Annotated in this window: 16 protein-coding genes; all 16 read right to left on the bottom strand. The window is 46.1% G+C overall.

Features of this window, described 5'->3' with window-relative positions; all coding sequences use genetic code 11:
• Positions 1 to 50: 50 nt before the first annotated feature.
• Entirely contained in the window at positions 51 to 1,139 is a 1,089-nt protein-coding gene (locus tag ACGHCT_RS07905) for an FtsW/RodA/SpoVE family cell cycle protein (RefSeq protein WP_226902877.1), read from the bottom strand.
• Between the two features lie 59 nt (positions 1,140 to 1,198).
• Complete coding sequence (gene murD / locus ACGHCT_RS07900) at positions 1,199 to 2,554, bottom strand: UDP-N-acetylmuramoyl-L-alanine--D-glutamate ligase (RefSeq protein WP_390439350.1); 1,356 nt, start codon at positions 2,552 to 2,554, stop codon at positions 1,199 to 1,201.
• A gap of 66 nt (positions 2,555 to 2,620) precedes the next feature.
• Positions 2,621 to 3,577, bottom strand: coding sequence for a phospho-N-acetylmuramoyl-pentapeptide-transferase (gene mraY / locus ACGHCT_RS07895; protein ID WP_072848270.1), 957 nt, complete (start codon positions 3,575 to 3,577; stop codon positions 2,621 to 2,623).
• A 67-nt stretch (positions 3,578 to 3,644) separates the two neighbouring features.
• Positions 3,645 to 5,270 carry a peptidoglycan D,D-transpeptidase FtsI family protein gene (locus ACGHCT_RS07890; protein ID WP_369523666.1) on the bottom strand — a complete coding sequence of 542 codons (1,626 nt, stop codon included), beginning with the start codon at positions 5,268 to 5,270 and terminating at the stop codon, positions 3,645 to 3,647.
• Between the two features lie 223 nt (positions 5,271 to 5,493).
• On the bottom strand, positions 5,494 to 7,662 hold the full coding sequence (locus ACGHCT_RS07885; RefSeq protein WP_347563274.1) for a penicillin-binding transpeptidase domain-containing protein: 2,169 nt from the start codon (positions 7,660 to 7,662) through the stop codon (positions 5,494 to 5,496).
• Positions 7,663 to 8,178: a hypothetical protein gene (locus ACGHCT_RS07880; protein WP_154256388.1), complete on the bottom strand. Its 516-nt coding sequence runs from the start codon at positions 8,176 to 8,178 to the stop codon at positions 7,663 to 7,665.
• Positions 8,179 to 8,198: 20 nt separating this feature from the next.
• Positions 8,199 to 9,140 carry a 16S rRNA (cytosine(1402)-N(4))-methyltransferase RsmH gene (rsmH, locus tag ACGHCT_RS07875; protein ID WP_072848274.1) on the bottom strand — a complete coding sequence of 314 codons (942 nt, stop codon included), beginning with the start codon at positions 9,138 to 9,140 and terminating at the stop codon, positions 8,199 to 8,201.
• 29 nt (positions 9,141 to 9,169) lie between these two features.
• Positions 9,170 to 9,601, bottom strand: coding sequence for a division/cell wall cluster transcriptional repressor MraZ (gene mraZ, locus ACGHCT_RS07870; RefSeq protein WP_072848275.1), 432 nt, complete (start codon positions 9,599 to 9,601; stop codon positions 9,170 to 9,172).
• A 286-nt stretch (positions 9,602 to 9,887) separates the two neighbouring features.
• Positions 9,888 to 10,049 carry an aspartyl-phosphate phosphatase Spo0E family protein gene (locus tag ACGHCT_RS07865; RefSeq protein WP_158640960.1) on the bottom strand — a complete coding sequence of 54 codons (162 nt, stop codon included), beginning with the start codon at positions 10,047 to 10,049 and terminating at the stop codon, positions 9,888 to 9,890.
• A 128-nt stretch (positions 10,050 to 10,177) separates the two neighbouring features.
• Positions 10,178 to 11,275 (bottom strand): redox-regulated ATPase YchF, encoded by a 1,098-nt coding sequence (gene ychF / locus ACGHCT_RS07860; RefSeq protein WP_072848277.1) that lies wholly within the window; start codon positions 11,273 to 11,275, stop codon positions 10,178 to 10,180.
• A 152-nt stretch (positions 11,276 to 11,427) separates the two neighbouring features.
• Complete coding sequence (locus tag ACGHCT_RS07855; RefSeq protein ID WP_084067532.1) at positions 11,428 to 12,084, bottom strand: thiamine diphosphokinase; 657 nt, start codon at positions 12,082 to 12,084, stop codon at positions 11,428 to 11,430.
• Positions 12,085 to 12,086: 2 nt separating this feature from the next.
• Complete coding sequence (rpe, locus tag ACGHCT_RS07850; RefSeq protein WP_390439346.1) at positions 12,087 to 12,749, bottom strand: ribulose-phosphate 3-epimerase; 663 nt, start codon at positions 12,747 to 12,749, stop codon at positions 12,087 to 12,089.
• Positions 12,750 to 12,752: 3 nt separating this feature from the next.
• Positions 12,753 to 13,631: a ribosome small subunit-dependent GTPase A gene (rsgA, locus tag ACGHCT_RS07845; RefSeq protein WP_072848280.1), complete on the bottom strand. Its 879-nt coding sequence runs from the start codon at positions 13,629 to 13,631 to the stop codon at positions 12,753 to 12,755.
• 3 nt (positions 13,632 to 13,634) lie between these two features.
• Positions 13,635 to 15,785: a Stk1 family PASTA domain-containing Ser/Thr kinase gene (pknB, locus tag ACGHCT_RS07840; protein WP_072848281.1), complete on the bottom strand. Its 2,151-nt coding sequence runs from the start codon at positions 15,783 to 15,785 to the stop codon at positions 13,635 to 13,637.
• On the bottom strand, positions 15,779 to 16,522 hold the full coding sequence (locus ACGHCT_RS07835; RefSeq protein ID WP_072848282.1) for a Stp1/IreP family PP2C-type Ser/Thr phosphatase: 744 nt from the start codon (positions 16,520 to 16,522) through the stop codon (positions 15,779 to 15,781). Before ACGHCT_RS07835 ends, pknB begins: the two co-directional genes overlap by 7 nt.
• Positions 16,519 to 17,580 carry a 23S rRNA (adenine(2503)-C(2))-methyltransferase RlmN gene (gene rlmN, locus ACGHCT_RS07830; protein ID WP_072848283.1) on the bottom strand — a complete coding sequence of 354 codons (1,062 nt, stop codon included), beginning with the start codon at positions 17,578 to 17,580 and terminating at the stop codon, positions 16,519 to 16,521. Before rlmN ends, ACGHCT_RS07835 begins: the two co-directional genes overlap by 4 nt.
• Between the last annotated feature and the right edge of the window lies 1 nt (position 17,581).

Here is a 17,581-nt window from a genome sequence, read left to right as displayed (position 1 = left end):
ACACTCCTATTTGCTCTTATATACTATAGTATGCAGGGTTCCTCAAAGGGTTACTTCTGATAACGGCTGACCGACAGCGCCAGCCCCATCTCACTTAGGAGAAACAGCACCGAGGTACCTCCATAACTTATGAAAGGGAGAGTAATGCCTGTGTTGGGTATTGTATTGGTAACTACTGCTATATTCAGAATTACCTGGATCGCCATATGCCCCATAATACCAATGGCTATCAATGCCCCCAGCAGATCTGTGGCATGAGTGGCAATCACCATCAGACGCCAGATTAAAAGCCCAAACACGAGAATCAGAATACAGGCGCCTACCAGCCCCGTCTCCTCGCAGATAATGGAGAAAATCATGTCATTCTGGGCCTCCGGCACGAACCCCAGCTTCTGGAGACTGCTCCCCAGACCTTTCCCAAAGATACCTCCGCTTCCTATGGCGTATAGTCCCTGGATGGTCTGAAAGCCTTTGTCGTATTTTTCAGGATCTCTCCAGATAGCCAGCCGCTCCAGGCGGTAGCTCTCCATGCTGAGAAAAATTCCCACAAATGCAATCCCCAGCCCTCCGATCCATATAAAAGGCAGATACTTGGGATTGGACACAAAAATTAAAATTACGGCTATTCCCAGTATAATAATAGCCGTACTTAAATTGTTTGTGCCTACCAGCCCTACAATAGGAAGGATCAGGAGCATGATCTTTCCCATGGAAAGCAGGCCGTTCTTTTTACTTTTTGAATTACTGATAACATATGCAAGAAGCAGGATCACTGCTACTTTTGCAAATTCCGCTGGCTGGAAGGACAGAGGACCTATAGACAGCCACCGCTTCGAACCATTGTACTCATCCCCAAAGAATAATACCGCCAGAGAAAGCAGCAGAGAAGCCAGATATCCCCAGGGGGCGTATTTTGCCAGCCAATGATAGTCCACGCAGGAACTTATGTACATCCCCAAAAGCCCCAGAGCGGTCGCAAAAAGCTGTTTCTTAAAATAATAGGCGGGGTCATCGAATTTCACCCGCCCATTATATGCACTTGTGCTATATAAAATAATTAATCCAAACACTACCAGAAACAAAACCAAAATCAGCAGAAGCTCATCTGCCTGGCGCTTGGGTTCTGTGTCTTTCTGCAAGCAATCACTTCCTGTCTGCCGCGGACCGGGAAAGCCCCGCCGCAGTTCCATATCCTTACTTACAGTGTATGTACGTATTCCTTAAACATATTCCCTCTTTGTTCATAATTGTCAAACTGCCCCCAGCTGGCGCAGGCCGGGGAGAGGAGAACCGCATCCCCCGGATTGGCCTTATTTGCACAGATTTTTACTGCCTCCTCCAGGTCTTTGGCCAGGATAGTGTCTGTAAAACCACATGCATGGGCAGCCCTCTCAATCTTTTCCCTTGTCTGTCCGATGAGTACCAGATAGCGCACCTTTCCCTCAAAGGACCGGATCCAGTCTTCGTAGGAAGAGTTCTTGTCGTAACCCCCGCCAATCAGAAGAGTCGGCCGGTTCATCGCCTGAACCCCTTTAATGGCAGCATCCGGGTTGGTCCCTTTGGAGTCGTTATAGTACCGGACACCATTTTTTTCGGTCACAAACTCAATTCTATGCTCCACTGCCGTAAAAGCGCAGATACTTTTCCGAATGCTCTCTACAGGAACACCTGCATGATAAGCTATAGCCACAGCAGCCATTACATTTTCATAGTTATGCTGTCCAAGAAGCTGAAGTTCCTGAGTTTTAACAACAGATATCTCCTCCTTGTCCGTCTTCAGCACAATCCTGTCCCCATCCAGGTAAATCCCTCTGTCAAGTTTGCGCACACTGGAAAAAAAGCAGGGAGAGGGCTTCATACATCCCGCAAATTTCCGGAGAACCTCATCCTCATAATTCAGTACGCACACATCCTCCGGTCTCTGGTTTGCTGTGATCAGCTCCTTCACACGTATGTATTCCTCCATTGTGTGATGACGGTTCAGATGATCCTCGGTAATATTCAGAATCGCACTTACTTTTGGTGCAAAGGTTTCTGTAGTCTCCAGCTGAAAGCTGCTTATCTCGGCTACAACAAAGCTTTCCTCCTTGGTTTCCAAAGCCACTGATGTGTAAGGCGTTCCTATATTCCCCACAACAAATACACTGGATGCATAGTCCCTCATTATGGCCCCTGTTAACGCCGTTGTTGTAGTCTTTCCATTCGTCCCTGTAATAGCCAGTACCGAGCCTCTGCCTACCTGGTACGCCAGTTCTACCTCTCCCCATACGGGAATTCCCCTGTCTTTTGCCCGCTCTGCCACAGGAATATCCAATGGGACGCCAGGGCTCATGATAACCGCGTCAAAGGTTTGCAGTAATTCCTCCGGCATGTCTCCAATCTGCACCTGTGCTTTGCTGCCCTTTGGAAGTTTTGCTTCTATCTGTGCTTTATCCAGTTTCTCATTCCCGTCATACAGCACAACACCGGCACCCACATCCTCCAGCAGACGGGCCGCACCCATGCCGCTGATTCCCGTACCAAATACCATTACCTTTTTGCCATTCCAATTCATACTCCTTATTTCCTTTCTTCTTATCCTTTTCCCTGTCAGGAAATTGTCATTCCATACCGTTCTTATCTAAAGTGCAAGAAACCCAATCAGGCAGAGGAGGGCAGTTACAATTGAGAATACAGCCACCACCCTAGTCTCCGACCATCCGCACAATTCAAAATGATGGTGAATGGGTGCCATCTTAAAAATACGTTTTCCGCCCGTTGCCTTATAATAGGATACCTGAAGCATCACCGACAGTACCTCCACTAGATAAATCAGTCCCACAATAGGGATAAACAGCGGCATCTGAAGCATATAGGCGGTTCCGGCCACAAATCCTCCCAGGGCAAGGGAACCCGTATCCCCCATAAAAACCCTGGCTGGGAATACATTAAAAAGCAAAAATCCCATCAAGCTTCCCACCACCGCGCAGGTAATGGGCTCAATTCCGCTTTTATCTCCGATGGCTACCACCGAGAAAAAGGTAGCCACCATAATGGTTACGCTGGATGCCAATCCGTCCAGACCGTCGGTAAAGTTCACTCCGTTTACGGTACCGATTACCGCAAGGAACAAAAGAGGAATCGCCAGCCATTCAATATTCCAGTAATGCCCTCTCCAGAAAGGGATTCTCATAGTCAGAGAAACATCCGTAAAGTTGAGCACATAAAACGTAAAAACAGCGGTTACTACCAGCTGAAGAGCAAACTTTTGGGACGGCATCAGTCCGTCAGACCGCCGCAGCACCACTTTCAGATAATCATCCAAAAACCCAATGATTCCAAATCCCAGCGTCAAAAATAGGATAGGAATAATCTTTGGGTAGTCCTTTACATACAGCAGTGAGGTCACCACTGTTGAAAGCAGGAAGATAAGTCCTCCCATCGTGGGGGTACCCGCTTTTTTTAAATGGGACTGTACGCCGTCGATCCGTTCCGTTTGCCCCATCTTCAGTTTTCTGAGATAAGGAATGATAATCGGTCCCAGCAATGCACTGATTGCAAAGGCAATCAGCACAGGAAATACCATTTTAGCATCCATCCTAATACACCTCATTCACATTCTTTTGTTTTATTCTCGTCTAGTATATAGCTTTTCTTCTTATTTATCAACCTTCAACCCCAAGATACGGGAGAATATTCTCGAAGATTTCTTTCATTACAGGCGCCGCTATTGTCCCTCCATAATATACTCCCTGGGGATCATGGATAACGATTAAGCCCAGCACCTGGGGATTATCTGTTGGAGTAAATCCCAAAAATGATGAGATATAACGGTTTGCGCTTCTGGGAAGCGTCTGGGAGGTGGCAGTCTTCCCTCCGATGGTTCTGCCCTCGATGTAAGCATTCTTCCCGGAACCTCCGGATACTACATTTTCCAGAATATACTGCATGGTCTCAGAGGTTTCCTGGGATACGATATGTTTCTTTTTTTCATAGGCAAGTGTCTCGATCAGCTTGCCGTCATCGTCCCTTACCTCAACTCCAAAATGAGGTGTCACCCTGGTCCCCCCATTGATGATGGAGCTTACTGTGGTTGCCAGCTGTATGGGTGTTATCTGGAAAGACTGTCCGAAGGATATGGTGGCAAGCTCTACCTGCCCTACATTCTTCTTCTGGTGCATAATAGTGGCAGCCTCACCGGGGAGATCGATACCGGTCTTCTCCATCAGCCCAAACTGTTTAAAATACTTATAATAATTATCCACACCCAGACGGAGTCCCACTTCAATAAATACAGGGTTGCAGGAATTCATAGCCCCCTGAAGAAATGTCTCACCGCCGTGGCCGGTCCGTTTATGGCAGTGGATCCGCCGATCCTCCACCACCTTATATCCTGGGCAGGAAAAGGTGTCATTGAGGGTTACTACTCCTTCTTCCAGGCCTGCTGCCGCAGTAATTATCTTAAACGTAGAGCCCGGTTCATAGGTATCGTTTATGCACAGGTTCCGCCACATACCATTCCAGGCATCCTGTTTTTCTTTATCCGTCATCCCTGAGGTGTCTTCCGACGTATTCAATTTGAAGGGCTCGTTCAAATCAAATTCCGGTGTATTGACCATTGCCAGTATCTCACCGTTCTGGGGATTCATAAGCAGGATTGATACAGCGTCCGCCTGCTTCTGCTCCATAACCTTTTTCGCTGCCTGCTCCGCGTACATCTGAACATTTCTGTCCAGGCTGATATGGAGATTGTATCCCGACACAGGGTCCACCCGGCTCTCCCCGATTTCATCCAGTTCTACCCCTCTGGCATCTGTCGTCGTCAGAATCTTTCCGTCTATTCCCTTAAGAACGTCCTCATACATAACCTCCAGGCCTATAATCCCCTGATTATCTCCCCCTGTAAAGCCCAGTACCTTTGAAGCCAGAGTGTCATAGGGATAATAGCGTTTAAAATCCTCATCAACCTTCACACCATCCAACCCATAATTTCGAATTCTGTCTCCCACTTCCTTTTCCACATTCGTTTTTACCCGTTCAATAGAGGAAACCTTTTCAACTCTTTTTCGTGCTGTCTCTTCATCCAGTCCCAGTTCTTTTTGAAGCATGGCAATTACAGCATCCTTGTCTGTAATTTGGCTATGGATGACAGATATTGTACAAACCGTCTTGTTTGCAGCAAGTACTGTGCCATTGGCATCTATGATCTTGCCTCTGGCCGCTTTAATATCCCTCTCCCTCTCATGCAGCTCTTCTGCCTTTTTCGCATAATAATCTGACTGAAATACCATCAAATACACCATCCTGCCCACCAGACCCAAAAGCATACAGATACAGGCAGCAAACACAATCACTGTTTTCTTCTTATGATAGGTTCTATTCTTCTTCAACTCGCCCTACCGTCCAAACCTTATCCCTACAATCTATGGAGAAAAAGTTCCAGTTATTCCGTTGGGGACACCCCTAAATGAATTTGGGACGTGTTCCTTTTAAAAAGAACACGTCCCCTTTTTATTATTCGGATAATCCGGCCTCTTCATTGGTAATCCCATCTGATTCCTGATTATTCGGTTCTACCTCATCCTCACTCTCCTGGTTCTCCGGGGGATCCGGTACATTTTCATCCTCGATTCCGTCTCCGGAGATATCGCTCTCCTGTGCGTCTCCATCATCCTCCTCCTGATCCTCAGCTCCCACATCATTTTGCTTTTTCACTCCTGTAAAGCCCTCCCAGAGCACGGTAGCCTGGCTGGTATCTTCATCGGGGAAGATATCCATATACGGCAGAATTTCCGAAAGCACTGCCTGAGCAATGTACTGTGGGTACTTGCTGTTGTCCTGACGCTCTGCATTTGGCTCGTCAACTACTACGTAGATAACTACCTGGGGATCATCCAGCGGAGCAAATCCGATAAAGGATACCAGGTACTTTCCGCTGCCCCTGGGAATCTTCTGTGCTGTTCCTGTCTTACCGCCCATGGAATAACCCTGTACCTTTGATGTTTTACTGGTACCAGACTTTACACTCATCCCCATATAATCCCGGATTTCTGCAGAAATATCAGGTGAAATGGTCTGCTTCAAGACGGTAGGCTCTATGGTTTTTACCGTTTTTCCCTTATCATCTACTATCCGGTTTACTACATGAGGCTGATAATAGGTTCCTCCATTGATTACAGAAGATAATGCTGCCAGTTCCTGAACCATGGTACAGGTAAATCCCTGACCAAAAGAACTAGTAGCCAGTTCAACGGCGTTCAGGGTATCTTTGGTATGGAGGATACCTGTACCTTCTCCGGGCAGATCTATGCCGGTTCTGCTTCCGAAGTTAAATGTCTTCTGATATCGCAGAAAGGTTTCCGCTCCCATCTTTTTTCCGATGGCCATCAGACCGTCATTGCAGGAATTTTGTATTACCTCTCCCAGAGACTGTGTACCATGTGCGTCCGGATAAATCGAGCACTTAATAAACCGATCCGCTACCTGCTGCCCGCCGTCGCACACAAAAGTGTCGTTCTCTGTGATAGCACCTGCCTCCAGAGCAGATGCCACGATGACTGGTTTGACAGTAGAGCCCGGTTCATAGGCCTCTGTCACACAGTAATTCTGCCACATGGCATTCAGAGCGTCCAGCTGAGTCTCATCATTCATTCTCTTGATCTCTTCCTCTGTATAAATTCCCGTGAGATCCCTGGGATTATTCAGGTCATAAGGATCTGAGCTTGCCATACCCAGGATCTCCCCTGTATTGGGATTTGCAACAATTACTCCTATATTGGCAGCCCCTTTTGTTATCTTTTTTGCCTTGGAGGAGTCTTCCTCCTCATCTTCTTTCTTATCTTCTTTTTTGAAGTTTTCTTTTGACATCGCTGTGTCAAATGCACTGATATACTTCTCAATTACCTGCTGTATATTGACGTCCAAAGTGGAAACCACACTGTTTCCATTTACCGGATCAATAATAGTCTGTTCCAAATCGGAGTCCTGATTAAAATATCCATATTTTCTCCCATCCACTCCATTGAGGGTCGAGTTATAATACCCTTCTATTCCCCAATCTGCCACATTACCAGCAAATGTAAATCCCAGTGTATCACATGCCAGGGCATTCATGGGATACTTTCTCAGATAATCCTCCTCAAACCACACGCCCTGTACATTTTTCTTCTCCAGCCTCTCTTCTTCCGAGAGTTTGCTGTCTTCAGGCACAGCCGTATACGCTTCAAAAGCTTTTTTTTCATCCATGGAGATTTCTTTTTTCAGAATCTGATACTGGCTGTTCTTTGTCTGTTCATTGGTAAGAAGCCCGCGTATGGTATCCTCGTCCAGCCCCAGCTGTTCCGTAAGGGCCTTAACCGTTGGCTCTACGTAATCCTTATTTGAATTGACTACTTTACAGTCCAAAATTACATTATAAACCTTACTGCTGGTTGCAAGCACTGTCCCGTTTCTGTCCGTAATATCCCCTCTTTTAAAGGGAATGGTCCTGCTGTCATATTGCTGCTGGGACTGTATTAAAACTTGCTTTTTATACTTATCTCCGCTTTTGGCGTTAATATAGGTTATTCTTAATGTTAAACCTACTAAAGCCAGCAGAACCAAAATAAACAGTCCTGCCAGCTTTTTTCTCATGGTTCCACTCAATTTTCTTTTCTGTTTCTTCCTGCGTTCCAATTTACTCACCTACTTTGCATCCGGTACATCTCTATACTGTCTTACATAACTGCTTCCCTTGGTGCTGTAACGAATAATCTGGTCTTCCTGGGCGTAACCCATCCCCAGTTTATTAATCGCCACCTCCCGAATATGGTCCAAATCTACAGATGCAAGTGTCTCGCTGTAAAAAGCATCATTATCCGCTTTCAGCTGACTCAGCTGTGTCTCTAATGATGCCACTTCCTTTGTCTGTGCAGTAATCACTGCCTTCAGTTGAAGGAATTGCACGCACGCAAATAAAGTAGCAGTACATACCAGTGCCAAAAACACAATATAACCTTTATTTACCTGCAGTGCTTTCGCACGGTTTCTCCGCGCCCTGTGGCTGACCTCCCGGTTTCCCCTTACCGGACGTTCCTGCCTTTTAGGCGCTGTCTGCACACTTCTTACTGTATTTCCTTCTATATAAGAATACCTGGTATTCCCTGAATTTCTCGTACTCACCGATCTTTGATTTACCCTTCGATTGCCTCCACTAGCCATACTTTACTCCTTACTTTGGCTTACGTAAGACGCCGTTCAAAAACCCTTAGCTTGGAGCTTTTTGCACGGCTGTTCCGTGCCAGCTCCTCCTCCCCTGGTACTATTGGCTTTTTCGTGATAATTCTTCCCTTGGGCTTTTTCCCGCATACACATACCGGGAAATTACTGGGACACGTACAGGGATTCTCATTTTTCCTGAAGATGGTTTTAACAATCCTGTCTTCCAGTGAATGAAAGGTGATGATGCAGATACGCCCCTCGTCGTTCAGCATATCAATCATATCATCCAGCGAATCTCTCAATACATCCAGTTCATGGTTCAGCTCAATCCGAATTGCCTGAAACGTCTTCTTAGCCGGGTGTCCGCCTACTGCCCTTATTTTCATAGGAATCGCTCTTTTAATCACCTCGATCAACTCCCCAGTCGTCTCGATGGGATGCTCCTCCCTTGCCAGGACAATATGTTTTGCAATGTTTTTTGCAAATTTATCTTCACCGTAATCGCGTATAATCCGATACAGTTCGTTTTCTCTGTAAGTATTAACAATATCCCTTGCCGTACGGTCCCCTCTTTGGTCCATACGCATATCCAAAGGGGCATCTTCCCTGTAGGTAAATCCCCTTTCCGCAGTGTCTAATTGATAGGATGAAACCCCTAAATCTAATATAATCCCATCCACAGATGAGATTCCCAACTTGCCAAGCTCTGCTTTCATATTGCAATAATTGCTGCGAATGAGCGTCACCTGATCTTGGTAATCCCCTAAACGTTCACCCGCAGCCATGATTGCAGCATCGTCTTGATCTATGCCTATCAGTCTCCCCTTGGCAGATAACAACTTACATACCTCTAAGGCATGACCGCCTCCTCCCAGTGTACCGTCCACATAAATACCATCCGGCTTTACCCGTAAGCCTGTAATGGTCTCCTCCAGTAATACAGATTGATGTTTAAATTCCATTCTAATCTCCTGTGTCCGTTTTACAGCCGTCAGATGACAATTCCCATGTCCTGCATCCCTTCTGCAATGGCATCCATGTCATCAAAACTGCTGTTTTCTATCCACTTCTCTTTGCTCCATATTTCTATTCTGGTAATATTTCCAGTCAGCACAACATCCTTTTCCAGACCAGCGAATTCCCGCAGTGTAGATGGAACGAGAATTCTCCCCTGCTTGTCCAATTCGCATGAAGTAGCACTGGAGACAAAGAAACGTGAGAAGGTTCTTGCATTTTTATTCGTAAGTGGTAAGGCTTTTAATTTTTCCTCGAAAACTTTCCATTCATCCTGTGGAAATATAGACAGACAACCATCTAAACCTTTCGTCAAAATGAACTCTTCCCCTAATTGTTCTCTGAATTTTGACGGAATGATCAATCGCCCCTTCGCGTCGATTGTATGACTATACTCTCCCATGAACATGAATGTCACCTTCTTTCGTGGAACTGCAAGTCTCCCCTTTGCACTTCCCGCGGCAACCTGTGAATGCTCTGCCACCTATCATCCACTTGCCACCACTTTTCACCACTTTCTACCACTTATGTACCCATTTTATACTAATCACCCCTAAAAAACAAGGGGAACATATGTTTTTTCATAAATCTTTCACAGAAAAAAAGCAGGACAAATCACCTGCAAATCAGATGAAATGTCCTGCTTTTTTCTATTTTACTATATCTGGTAGAGAGCACTGAAAGCGCCTACTATATTATGCCGACGCCTCTGCCTCTGCCATATACTCCTCAATTAGTACATCCAGTTTAACACTGTCTCTGTAAACTTCTTCCAGCTTGAAATTATTCCCTATCTTTTCATCCATGGCCTGTCTCGCAGCTTCTATCTCGTGTCTCAATCGTTCCAATCTTGTCATATGCATCAATCTCCTTTGTATTTATCCATCATTTTCCCGTTCAGGATAACCAGAGTCCCCACATGCCATATTTGCCTATCTCCCAAGTTTGATTATCTACATAGTAGTAGTCTCTTTTTTTTCAGTTCTTATACATTAAATCGGAATAAAATCACATCTCCGTCCTTTACCACGTAGTCCTTTCCTTCCATACGCACCAGCCCTTTTTCCCTGGCCCCTGCATAAGAACCACAGTCCAGAAGATCCTGAAAGTTCACCACCTCTGCCTTAATAAATCCTCTCTCAAAATCCGTGTGGATTTTTCCGGCCGCCTGTGGCGCCTTTGTACCTACTTTGATTGTCCATGCTCTGGTCTCATCTTCTCCCGATGTCAGATAACTGATAAGTCCCAACAGCCGATAGCTTGCCTGTATTAACTTTTCCAGGCCGGATTGCTTAATACCCAAATCCTCCAAAAACATTTTTTTCTCTTCTTCGTCAAGCTCCGCAATCTCCTGTTCGATCTGCGCACAGATCACAAAGACCTCGCTGCCCTGTTCCCCTGCGTACTCCCTGACTTTTTCAACCAGACTGTTGGAAGACCCGTCGTCTGCCAGATCCTCTTCCGCTACATTAGCCGCATAGATCACTGGCTTACCTGTCAGAAGGTTATAATTAGCTATATACTCTTCTTCGTCTTCCGTCCCGCACGCAAAGACAGAGGCAGGCTTCCCATCTTCCAGATGGGCTTTCAGTTTTTGAAGAAGTTCCAGCTCTTTGGCTGCCTCTTTATCGTTTCTGGCAGATTTTGATGTTTTGGCAATCCGCCTCTCCAATATTTCAATATCTGAAAAGATCAGTTCCAGATTGATCGTTTCTATATCTCTGAGAGGATCTATACTCCCGTCAACATGGACCACATTGCTGTCTTCAAAGCAGCGTACTACATGAACAATGGCATCAACCTCCCGGATATTTGCCAGAAACTGGTTTCCCAATCCCTCCCCTTTGGAAGCTCCCTTTACAAGTCCTGCAATATCAACAAACTCTATGACTGCCGGAGTCACTTTTTTAGAATGATAAAAATCACCCAAAAGCTGCAGACGCTCATCCGGCACCGGTACTACTCCCACATTGGGATCAATGGTGCAGAACGGATAATTAGCAGACTCCGCCCCTGCTTTGGTCAGGGAATTAAATAAGGTACTCTTCCCCACATTGGGAAGTCCTACAATTCCTAATTTCATATGTTAAATCCTCTTTTCTTCTATGTTATAAGCAGCCGCTTTTTATTGCTTATGGTAAATTCTAACACACATAATAAGGCGAATCAAGACCTTGACCCACCCTATCACTCGACATTTCTCATTTTTTTATCGACAATTTTCGCATCGGCCCTTTATGCTTCTCTATCCTTCGACATCATCATAAGCAGCATTCCCTGTCGGTATTTTACGATCGCTGTATCCTCTGCAATCTCGTTGCTTACCCCCAGACCATCGCTGTTTTTCAGATAATGGTCAGTCAGGGGATATTTGAATCCCTCCAATGTCAGTCCCTCTACCGCATCCCCCAGAGGAAAAAAGGAAACATAGGTTCCAAATTGTCTGGATTTCTCCAGCATGGTCTCTTTCCCCAGAAGCGTAATATAATTCTGGGGATCCACAATGACTGCCGGTATACCGGCCTGGTGGGCCAACGCCAGGCACTGTACATTTCCCCAGAAATGATCCATACGCCCGCCTGTTGCCCCCAGGATCCATATGCCTGTACTTTTTAATTCAATTGCCTTTTCAATTCCTATCTGTGTGTCTGTGGCATCCTTTTCCGGCTGAAACCGCTCCACTGGAATCCCGGGGTTATTCATGTAATACTCCATCACTCGGGAATCAATGCTGTCAAAATCTCCCATTATATAGGAAGGAAGTATCTCATGCTGATAGCAGAAATTCAGCCCCCTGTCAATGCCCAGTATATAATCCGGCCTCATCTCTGCAATAAAGTTCAGGGCAAACTTCTCATCCAGAGAGCCGCCGCTAATCATCAACGTCTTCATATTCAGGCCTCATGCTCCATAAGTTCCAGCAGCTCTTTTGCATTCTTTGTAATATCTCCTTTAAAAACAGCAGAGCCTGCTACAAAAATATTTGCACCCGCTTTGAGAACTTCAGGCAATGTATCGGTGGTAATCCCCCCGTCAACCTGAATATCCGTATCCAGTCCTCTTCTGTCAAACTCATTTCTCAACACAGCAACTTTACGGGTGCAGTATGGTATGTACTTCTGTCCCCCGAATCCGGGATTCACAGTCATAATCAGCACCATATCCACTGTATCCAGCACATGCTCCAGCACCGAGACAGGAGTTGCCGGGTTCAAAGCCACCCCGGCCCTGCATCCGGCCTCCTTGATCTGCGCTATGGTGCGGTCCAGGTGGGTGCACGCCTCCGCATGGACGGTAAGCATATCAGCCCCATTATTCATAAACGTATCTACATATCTTCCCGGATCTGAAATCATCAGATGCACGTCCATAAATAAAGAGGTTTCTTTTTTCAGTGAGGCCAAGACAGGCATGCCGAAGGAAATGCTGGGCACAAAGATCCCGTCCATAACATCAAAATGAAGCCATCTGGTTCCTGCCTCCTCTACTTTCTTAATCTGCTCTCCCAGACGGTTAAAGTCTGCAGCTAATATAGATGGTGATAACTCATATTTCATACCTCAATACCTCCTCTTGTCTTTTAGTTCCTCATAAAATTCTACATAATTCGCATAGCGGATTCTGCTGAGTTCCCCCTTATCCAGGGCTTCTTTTACTGCACATCCCGGTTCATGGGTATGAGAACACCCCTGGAACCGGCAGGCCCCCTCATAGGGAGCAAACTCTATAAAATAGTCCTTCAGTTCTTCCTTTTCCATGTCCGCAACATAGAGTGAACTGAATCCGGGGGTATCCATGATGTAAGTGCCCTCGTCTATCTGTATCAGCTGCGAGTGCCGGGTGGTATGCTTTCCCCGTCCCAGCTTCTGGCTGATAGCTCCTGTCTCCATCTCAACCCCATGCTGAACAAGATTGGTCAGAGAAGATTTCCCCACCCCCGAAGGTCCGGCCACCACCGTAGTCTTTCCTTTCAGAAGCGCACTCATCTGCTCCACCCCCTCTTCCTGCTCCGCACTGGTGGTGAAAACCTCATATCCGCACTTCTTATATTCACTGATAAGCAGCTCCAGTTCCTCCCCTGTAACCAGGTCCTTCTTGTTGATGCAGATTTTTGTGGGGATGCCCTGCTTTTCCATGGAAATCAAAAAGCGGTCCAGCAATGAGAAGTTCGGTTTCGGCTCCTGGGCGGCAAATATCACCATTGCCTGATCAACATTGGCAACGGCTGGCCGTATCAGTTCATTTCTTCTGGGAAGTATCTCCACCAGATTACCTACTCTGTTCTCCTCATCAAGGACCTCTATGATTACATCGTCGCCTACCAGCGGCTTTTTCTTTTCTTTTCGGAATATTCCCTTTGCCTTGCATTCGTAAATCCCGGATTCTGCTACATGAATGTAGTAGAATCCGGCAATTCCTTTCACTATCTTTCCCTGCATGTATTAATCTACCTGTTCAAACTTCAGATTTTTATATGCCCCCAGCATCGTGTACTCACCATCTACTTTCTCATAGACATATATAGTACCAGTTGTAACTCCCGGCTCACCCTCAACATTCTTTAAGGAATACGGGAACTTTAACTTTTCATCCGTAAGGATCGTTTTTGCCTGAATCTCGCCATCCACTTCCTGAGCCAGGTCCATCTTAATCTCACCGCCTTTGTATCCCGGAGGTGAAGCTATCTGCTGCCCAACGCATTTCCATGTTCCGCTGGCGGATGTGTTCGTGCTGGTGTTGTCATCCTTTTTATCGGTATCAGAGTCATTATCGGAACTGTTTCCGGTGTTTACTGTAATGGTAATTGTAGTCCCGGCTTCCACAGAACGGCCCGCAGAGATATCCTGCTTCATGACATCCCCGATGTCCACACTGCTGCTGGTACCGCTTTCCACTACCACGTCAAGCCCCAGTTCATTCAGCGCTTCCTTGGCATCTGCCTCTTTCTGCCCCACTACATTGGGCACCTTCACTGATTTATCGCCCTTTCCGATGCTAACTTTTACGGTAATGGTGTCGCCCTTTTTGGCACTTTCTCCGGCTCCCGGGTCTGTGGAAATCACCTTGCCGATATCCACGGAATCACTTTTCTCCTTCTCCACCTTGGTCTCAAAGCCCTGGTCCTGGAGCGTAGCTTCCGCATCTGTCTGCGTTTCTCCCACAACATCAGCCACACGAATCTCATCGCTGCCCGTACTTACCGTATATTTTATCATAGTGTTCTTATCAACTTTTGTACCGGCCTCAATCTCCTGCTTTATAATCACACCTGCTTCATATTCCGTAGAAGCCTCTTCGCCGGCCTTCTTAATTCCCAGAGAGTTGTCTGAAGCCAGTTTCTGGGCTTCCTCCACTGTCTTTCCCACCAGTTTTGGAACCTCAACCTGTGCATCCTCATCATTCTTGTCTGAGGTATCCTCAACCTTTGGTTTGTTATTTTCTTTATTTTTCGAACCGAAGGTAAAAATCCCTGCTGCCTGACCGATAAGATAGATTAAAATACAGATAATGATGGCACCGACAATCAGTCCGCCTATGGTAAGAGCTTTCTCCAGGCGGGTATTAATGCCGCCTTTTCTGCCGTCGTCGTAGTCATCGTCGTAATCATCACCGTCTTCATCCTCCTCATACTCATCGTACTCCTCATCCTGTGGGGGATAGGAGGGCTGGGTGTCACCATAGCGGTTCTTCTTAATCTCATTCAGCTCATCCCCGGAAATCACCACGGTCTGCGCGTGATTGCTGAGGGGAACCAGATTCACAAAGTCCCCGTCCGGGTCTATCAGTGAATGCTTCAAATCTGCAATTACCTCAGCCATACTGTTGTAGCGCCGGTCAACACTTTTCTGCGTACACTTGAGAATTATCTGCTCCAGGCTGTGGGGCAGCTGAGAGTTATACTCTGAAGGAGGAACGATTTCTTCCTGCAGATGCTTAATGGCAATCGCCACTGTAGTATCTCCGTCAAACGGTACTTTTCCGGTTACCATCTCATAGATAGTAACGCCCAGGGAATAGATATCACTTTTTGAGTCACTGTATCCCCCCCGCACCTGCTCCGGGGAGCTGTAATGCACAGACCCCATAACATTTGAACTGATCGTGTTAGAGGATGCAGCCCTTGCGATCCCGAAGTCCGTTACCTTTACTTTTCCGTCTGTTGAAATAATAATATTCTGAGGCTTCACATCTCTGTGAACAATGTTATGGTTGTGCGCCGCTTCAAGTCCCATAGATACCTGAATAGCGATACTGGTTGCCTCTTTTACACTTAATTTACCCTTCTTGGAGATGTACTCTTTCAGCGTTATACCTTCAACAAGCTCCATAACAATATAGTAAACGCCGTTATCCTCCCCTACATCAAACACATTTACTATATTCGGATGTGCCAGCCCTGCCGCCGCCTGGGCTTCTGTCTGAAATTTCCGGATAAATGTCATATCCTCCCGGAATTCAGCCTTTAATACTTTTACAGCTACAAAGCGGTTCAGTTTATGATCTTTCGCCTTGTATACATCTGCCATACCGCCGGATCCGATTCTGCCGGCAATCTCATATCTTTCTCCAATAATCATTCCCACATTTAACATACTTCCACCTCTTTTGTACCTGGTTTTACTAGTACCACCGCAATATTGTCCTTTCCACCATTTTCATTCGCCAAACGAATCAGACTTTGTCCTGCTGTCTCCAGCGAGGGAGCTTCTTTTACAATCTGCGCAATTACATCATCTGTTACCATATTAGTAAGGCCGTCGGAACACAGCAAAATAATGCTGTCCGGATGCAGCTTGATATCAAAAAAATCAATATCCACTTCCTCTTTTGCCCCTAACGCCCTTGTTATTATATTCTTATCCGGGTGATTTCTGGCATCCTCTCTGCTGATCTCACCCATGCGCACCATTTCCTCTACCAGGGAGTGGTCCTTTGTAATCTGACGGATTCCGTCATCCATGACATACAGACGGCTGTCACCCACATTTGCCACATAAGCATAATGGTCGACTACTGTTACCGCAACCATAGTTGTACCCATGCCGGACATTCCCTCGTTTTTAGCTGCCTGCTCCAGCAATTTAAGATTCGCATTTTCGATTGCCTTACGAATAATCTTTATGGGATTATACTCCGCATCTGCCTTGACGGTATCAAGCAAAACCTGAACGGCAAAACTTGATGCAAAATCACCCGCATTATGTCCGCCCATCCCGTCCGCAACAACAAAAAGATTGGGCAGGTTACCGACAGCCTGCTCTGATGCAAAGACATAGTCCTGATTCACTTTTCTCTTCTGTCCTACATCTGTCACAGAATAAACTTTCATCCTTGCGTCTCTCTTTCTTTCTTATCTATCAAGATATATTTCTTTCGTAATTGTCCACAGGCTCCATCAATATCCCGGCCCATTTCTCTTCTAATAGTAACATTAATTCCGCATTTTTCAAGTTTATTTTGAAAATTAACTATAACTTTTTTATCGGACTGCACGAAATCCCGCTCCTTGACAGGATTTACCGGTATCAGATTCACATGGCAATTCAGCCCTTTCAGGAGTGCAGCAAGCTCTGCCGCGTCTTCCGGCGTGTCGTTTTTTCCTCCTACCAAACTGTACTCAAAGGTCAGGCGGCGGCCTGATTTCTCAAAGTAACTTCTGCATGCATCCATCAATTCTCCAAGTTCATACTTATTGGCTACAGGCATCAGCTCCCTCCGCTTTTCCTGATTGGAGGCATGAAGAGAAATAGCCAATGTAATCTGAAGTTTTTCTTCAGCCAGCTGCCGGATCCTGGGTACGATTCCGCAGGTAGATACTGTAATATTTCTCTGGCTGATATTCAGCCCTTTTTCATCGCTGAGCATGCGGATAAACCGCACCAGGTTGTCATAATTATCCAGGGGCTCTCCTGTTCCCATCACAACCACATTAGACACACGTTCTTTGGATAACTTCTGAATCTGGTAAATCTGATCCAGCATCTCTGACGGCAGCAGATTTCTGGTCAGCCCTCCTATGCCTGAGGCACAAAACCGGCAGCCCATCCGGCAGCCCGCCTGAGAGGATATGCAGACAGAATTTCCGTGCTTATACTTCATCAGCACACTCTCAATCACATTTCCATCCCCAAGGGCAAACAAGTATTTCTGTGTTCCGTCCTGTTTTGATGTTTGAACTTCCACGGGTTTCAGACAAGTATATGGATATTCTTCCTCCAGTCTCTGTCTCAGATGCTGAGGCAGGTTTGTCATGCTTTCATAACTGTCCGCCAGTTTTACATGCAGCCACTGGTACAGCTGCTTTCCCCGAAAAGGCTTTTCCCCAAGTTCTGCCATTACATTCTGCAGTTCCTCAGCTGTCAATGATTTAATATCTAATCCTTCCATC

The sequence above is a fragment of the Lactonifactor longoviformis genome (genome assembly GCF_042848515.1).
Taxonomy (GTDB): domain Bacteria; phylum Bacillota; class Clostridia; order Lachnospirales; family Lachnospiraceae; genus Lactonifactor; species Lactonifactor longoviformis.
This window is presented reverse-complemented; position numbering and strand designations above follow the sequence as displayed.

Excerpts from the sequence above, each read along its gene's own strand:
- ACGHCT_RS07855 (WP_084067532.1), bottom strand. The coding sequence starts at position 12,084 with ATGAAGACGTTGATGATTAGCGGCGGCTCTCTGGATGAGAAGTTTGCC.
- rlmN (WP_072848283.1), bottom strand. The coding sequence starts at position 17,580 with ATGGAAGGATTAGATATTAAATCATTGACAGCTGAGGAACTGCAGAAT.
- mraZ (WP_072848275.1), bottom strand. The coding sequence starts at position 9,601 with ATGTTCATGGGAGAGTATAGTCATACAATCGACGCGAAGGGGCGATTG.
- ACGHCT_RS07880 (WP_154256388.1), bottom strand. The coding sequence starts at position 8,178 with ATGGCTAGTGGAGGCAATCGAAGGGTAAATCAAAGATCGGTGAGTACG.
- pknB (WP_072848281.1), bottom strand. The coding sequence starts at position 15,785 with ATGTTAAATGTGGGAATGATTATTGGAGAAAGATATGAGATTGCCGGC.
- rsgA (WP_072848280.1), bottom strand. The coding sequence starts at position 13,631 with ATGCAGGGAAAGATAGTGAAAGGAATTGCCGGATTCTACTACATTCAT.
- rsmH (WP_072848274.1), bottom strand. The coding sequence starts at position 9,140 with ATGGAATTTAAACATCAATCTGTATTACTGGAGGAGACCATTACAGGC.
- murD (WP_390439350.1), bottom strand. The coding sequence starts at position 2,554 with ATGAATTGGAATGGCAAAAAGGTAATGGTATTTGGTACGGGAATCAGC.
- mraY (WP_072848270.1), bottom strand. The coding sequence starts at position 3,577 with ATGGATGCTAAAATGGTATTTCCTGTGCTGATTGCCTTTGCAATCAGT.
- ACGHCT_RS07890 (WP_369523666.1), bottom strand. The coding sequence starts at position 5,270 with ATGGTATTTCAGTCAGATTATTATGCGAAAAAGGCAGAAGAGCTGCAT.
- rpe (WP_390439346.1), bottom strand. The coding sequence starts at position 12,749 with ATGAAATATGAGTTATCACCATCTATATTAGCTGCAGACTTTAACCGT.
- ychF (WP_072848277.1), bottom strand. The coding sequence starts at position 11,275 with ATGAAATTAGGAATTGTAGGACTTCCCAATGTGGGGAAGAGTACCTTA.
- ACGHCT_RS07865 (WP_158640960.1), bottom strand. The coding sequence starts at position 10,049 with ATGACAAGATTGGAACGATTGAGACACGAGATAGAAGCTGCGAGACAG.
- ACGHCT_RS07835 (WP_072848282.1), bottom strand. The coding sequence starts at position 16,522 with ATGAAAGTTTATTCTGTGACAGATGTAGGACAGAAGAGAAAAGTGAAT.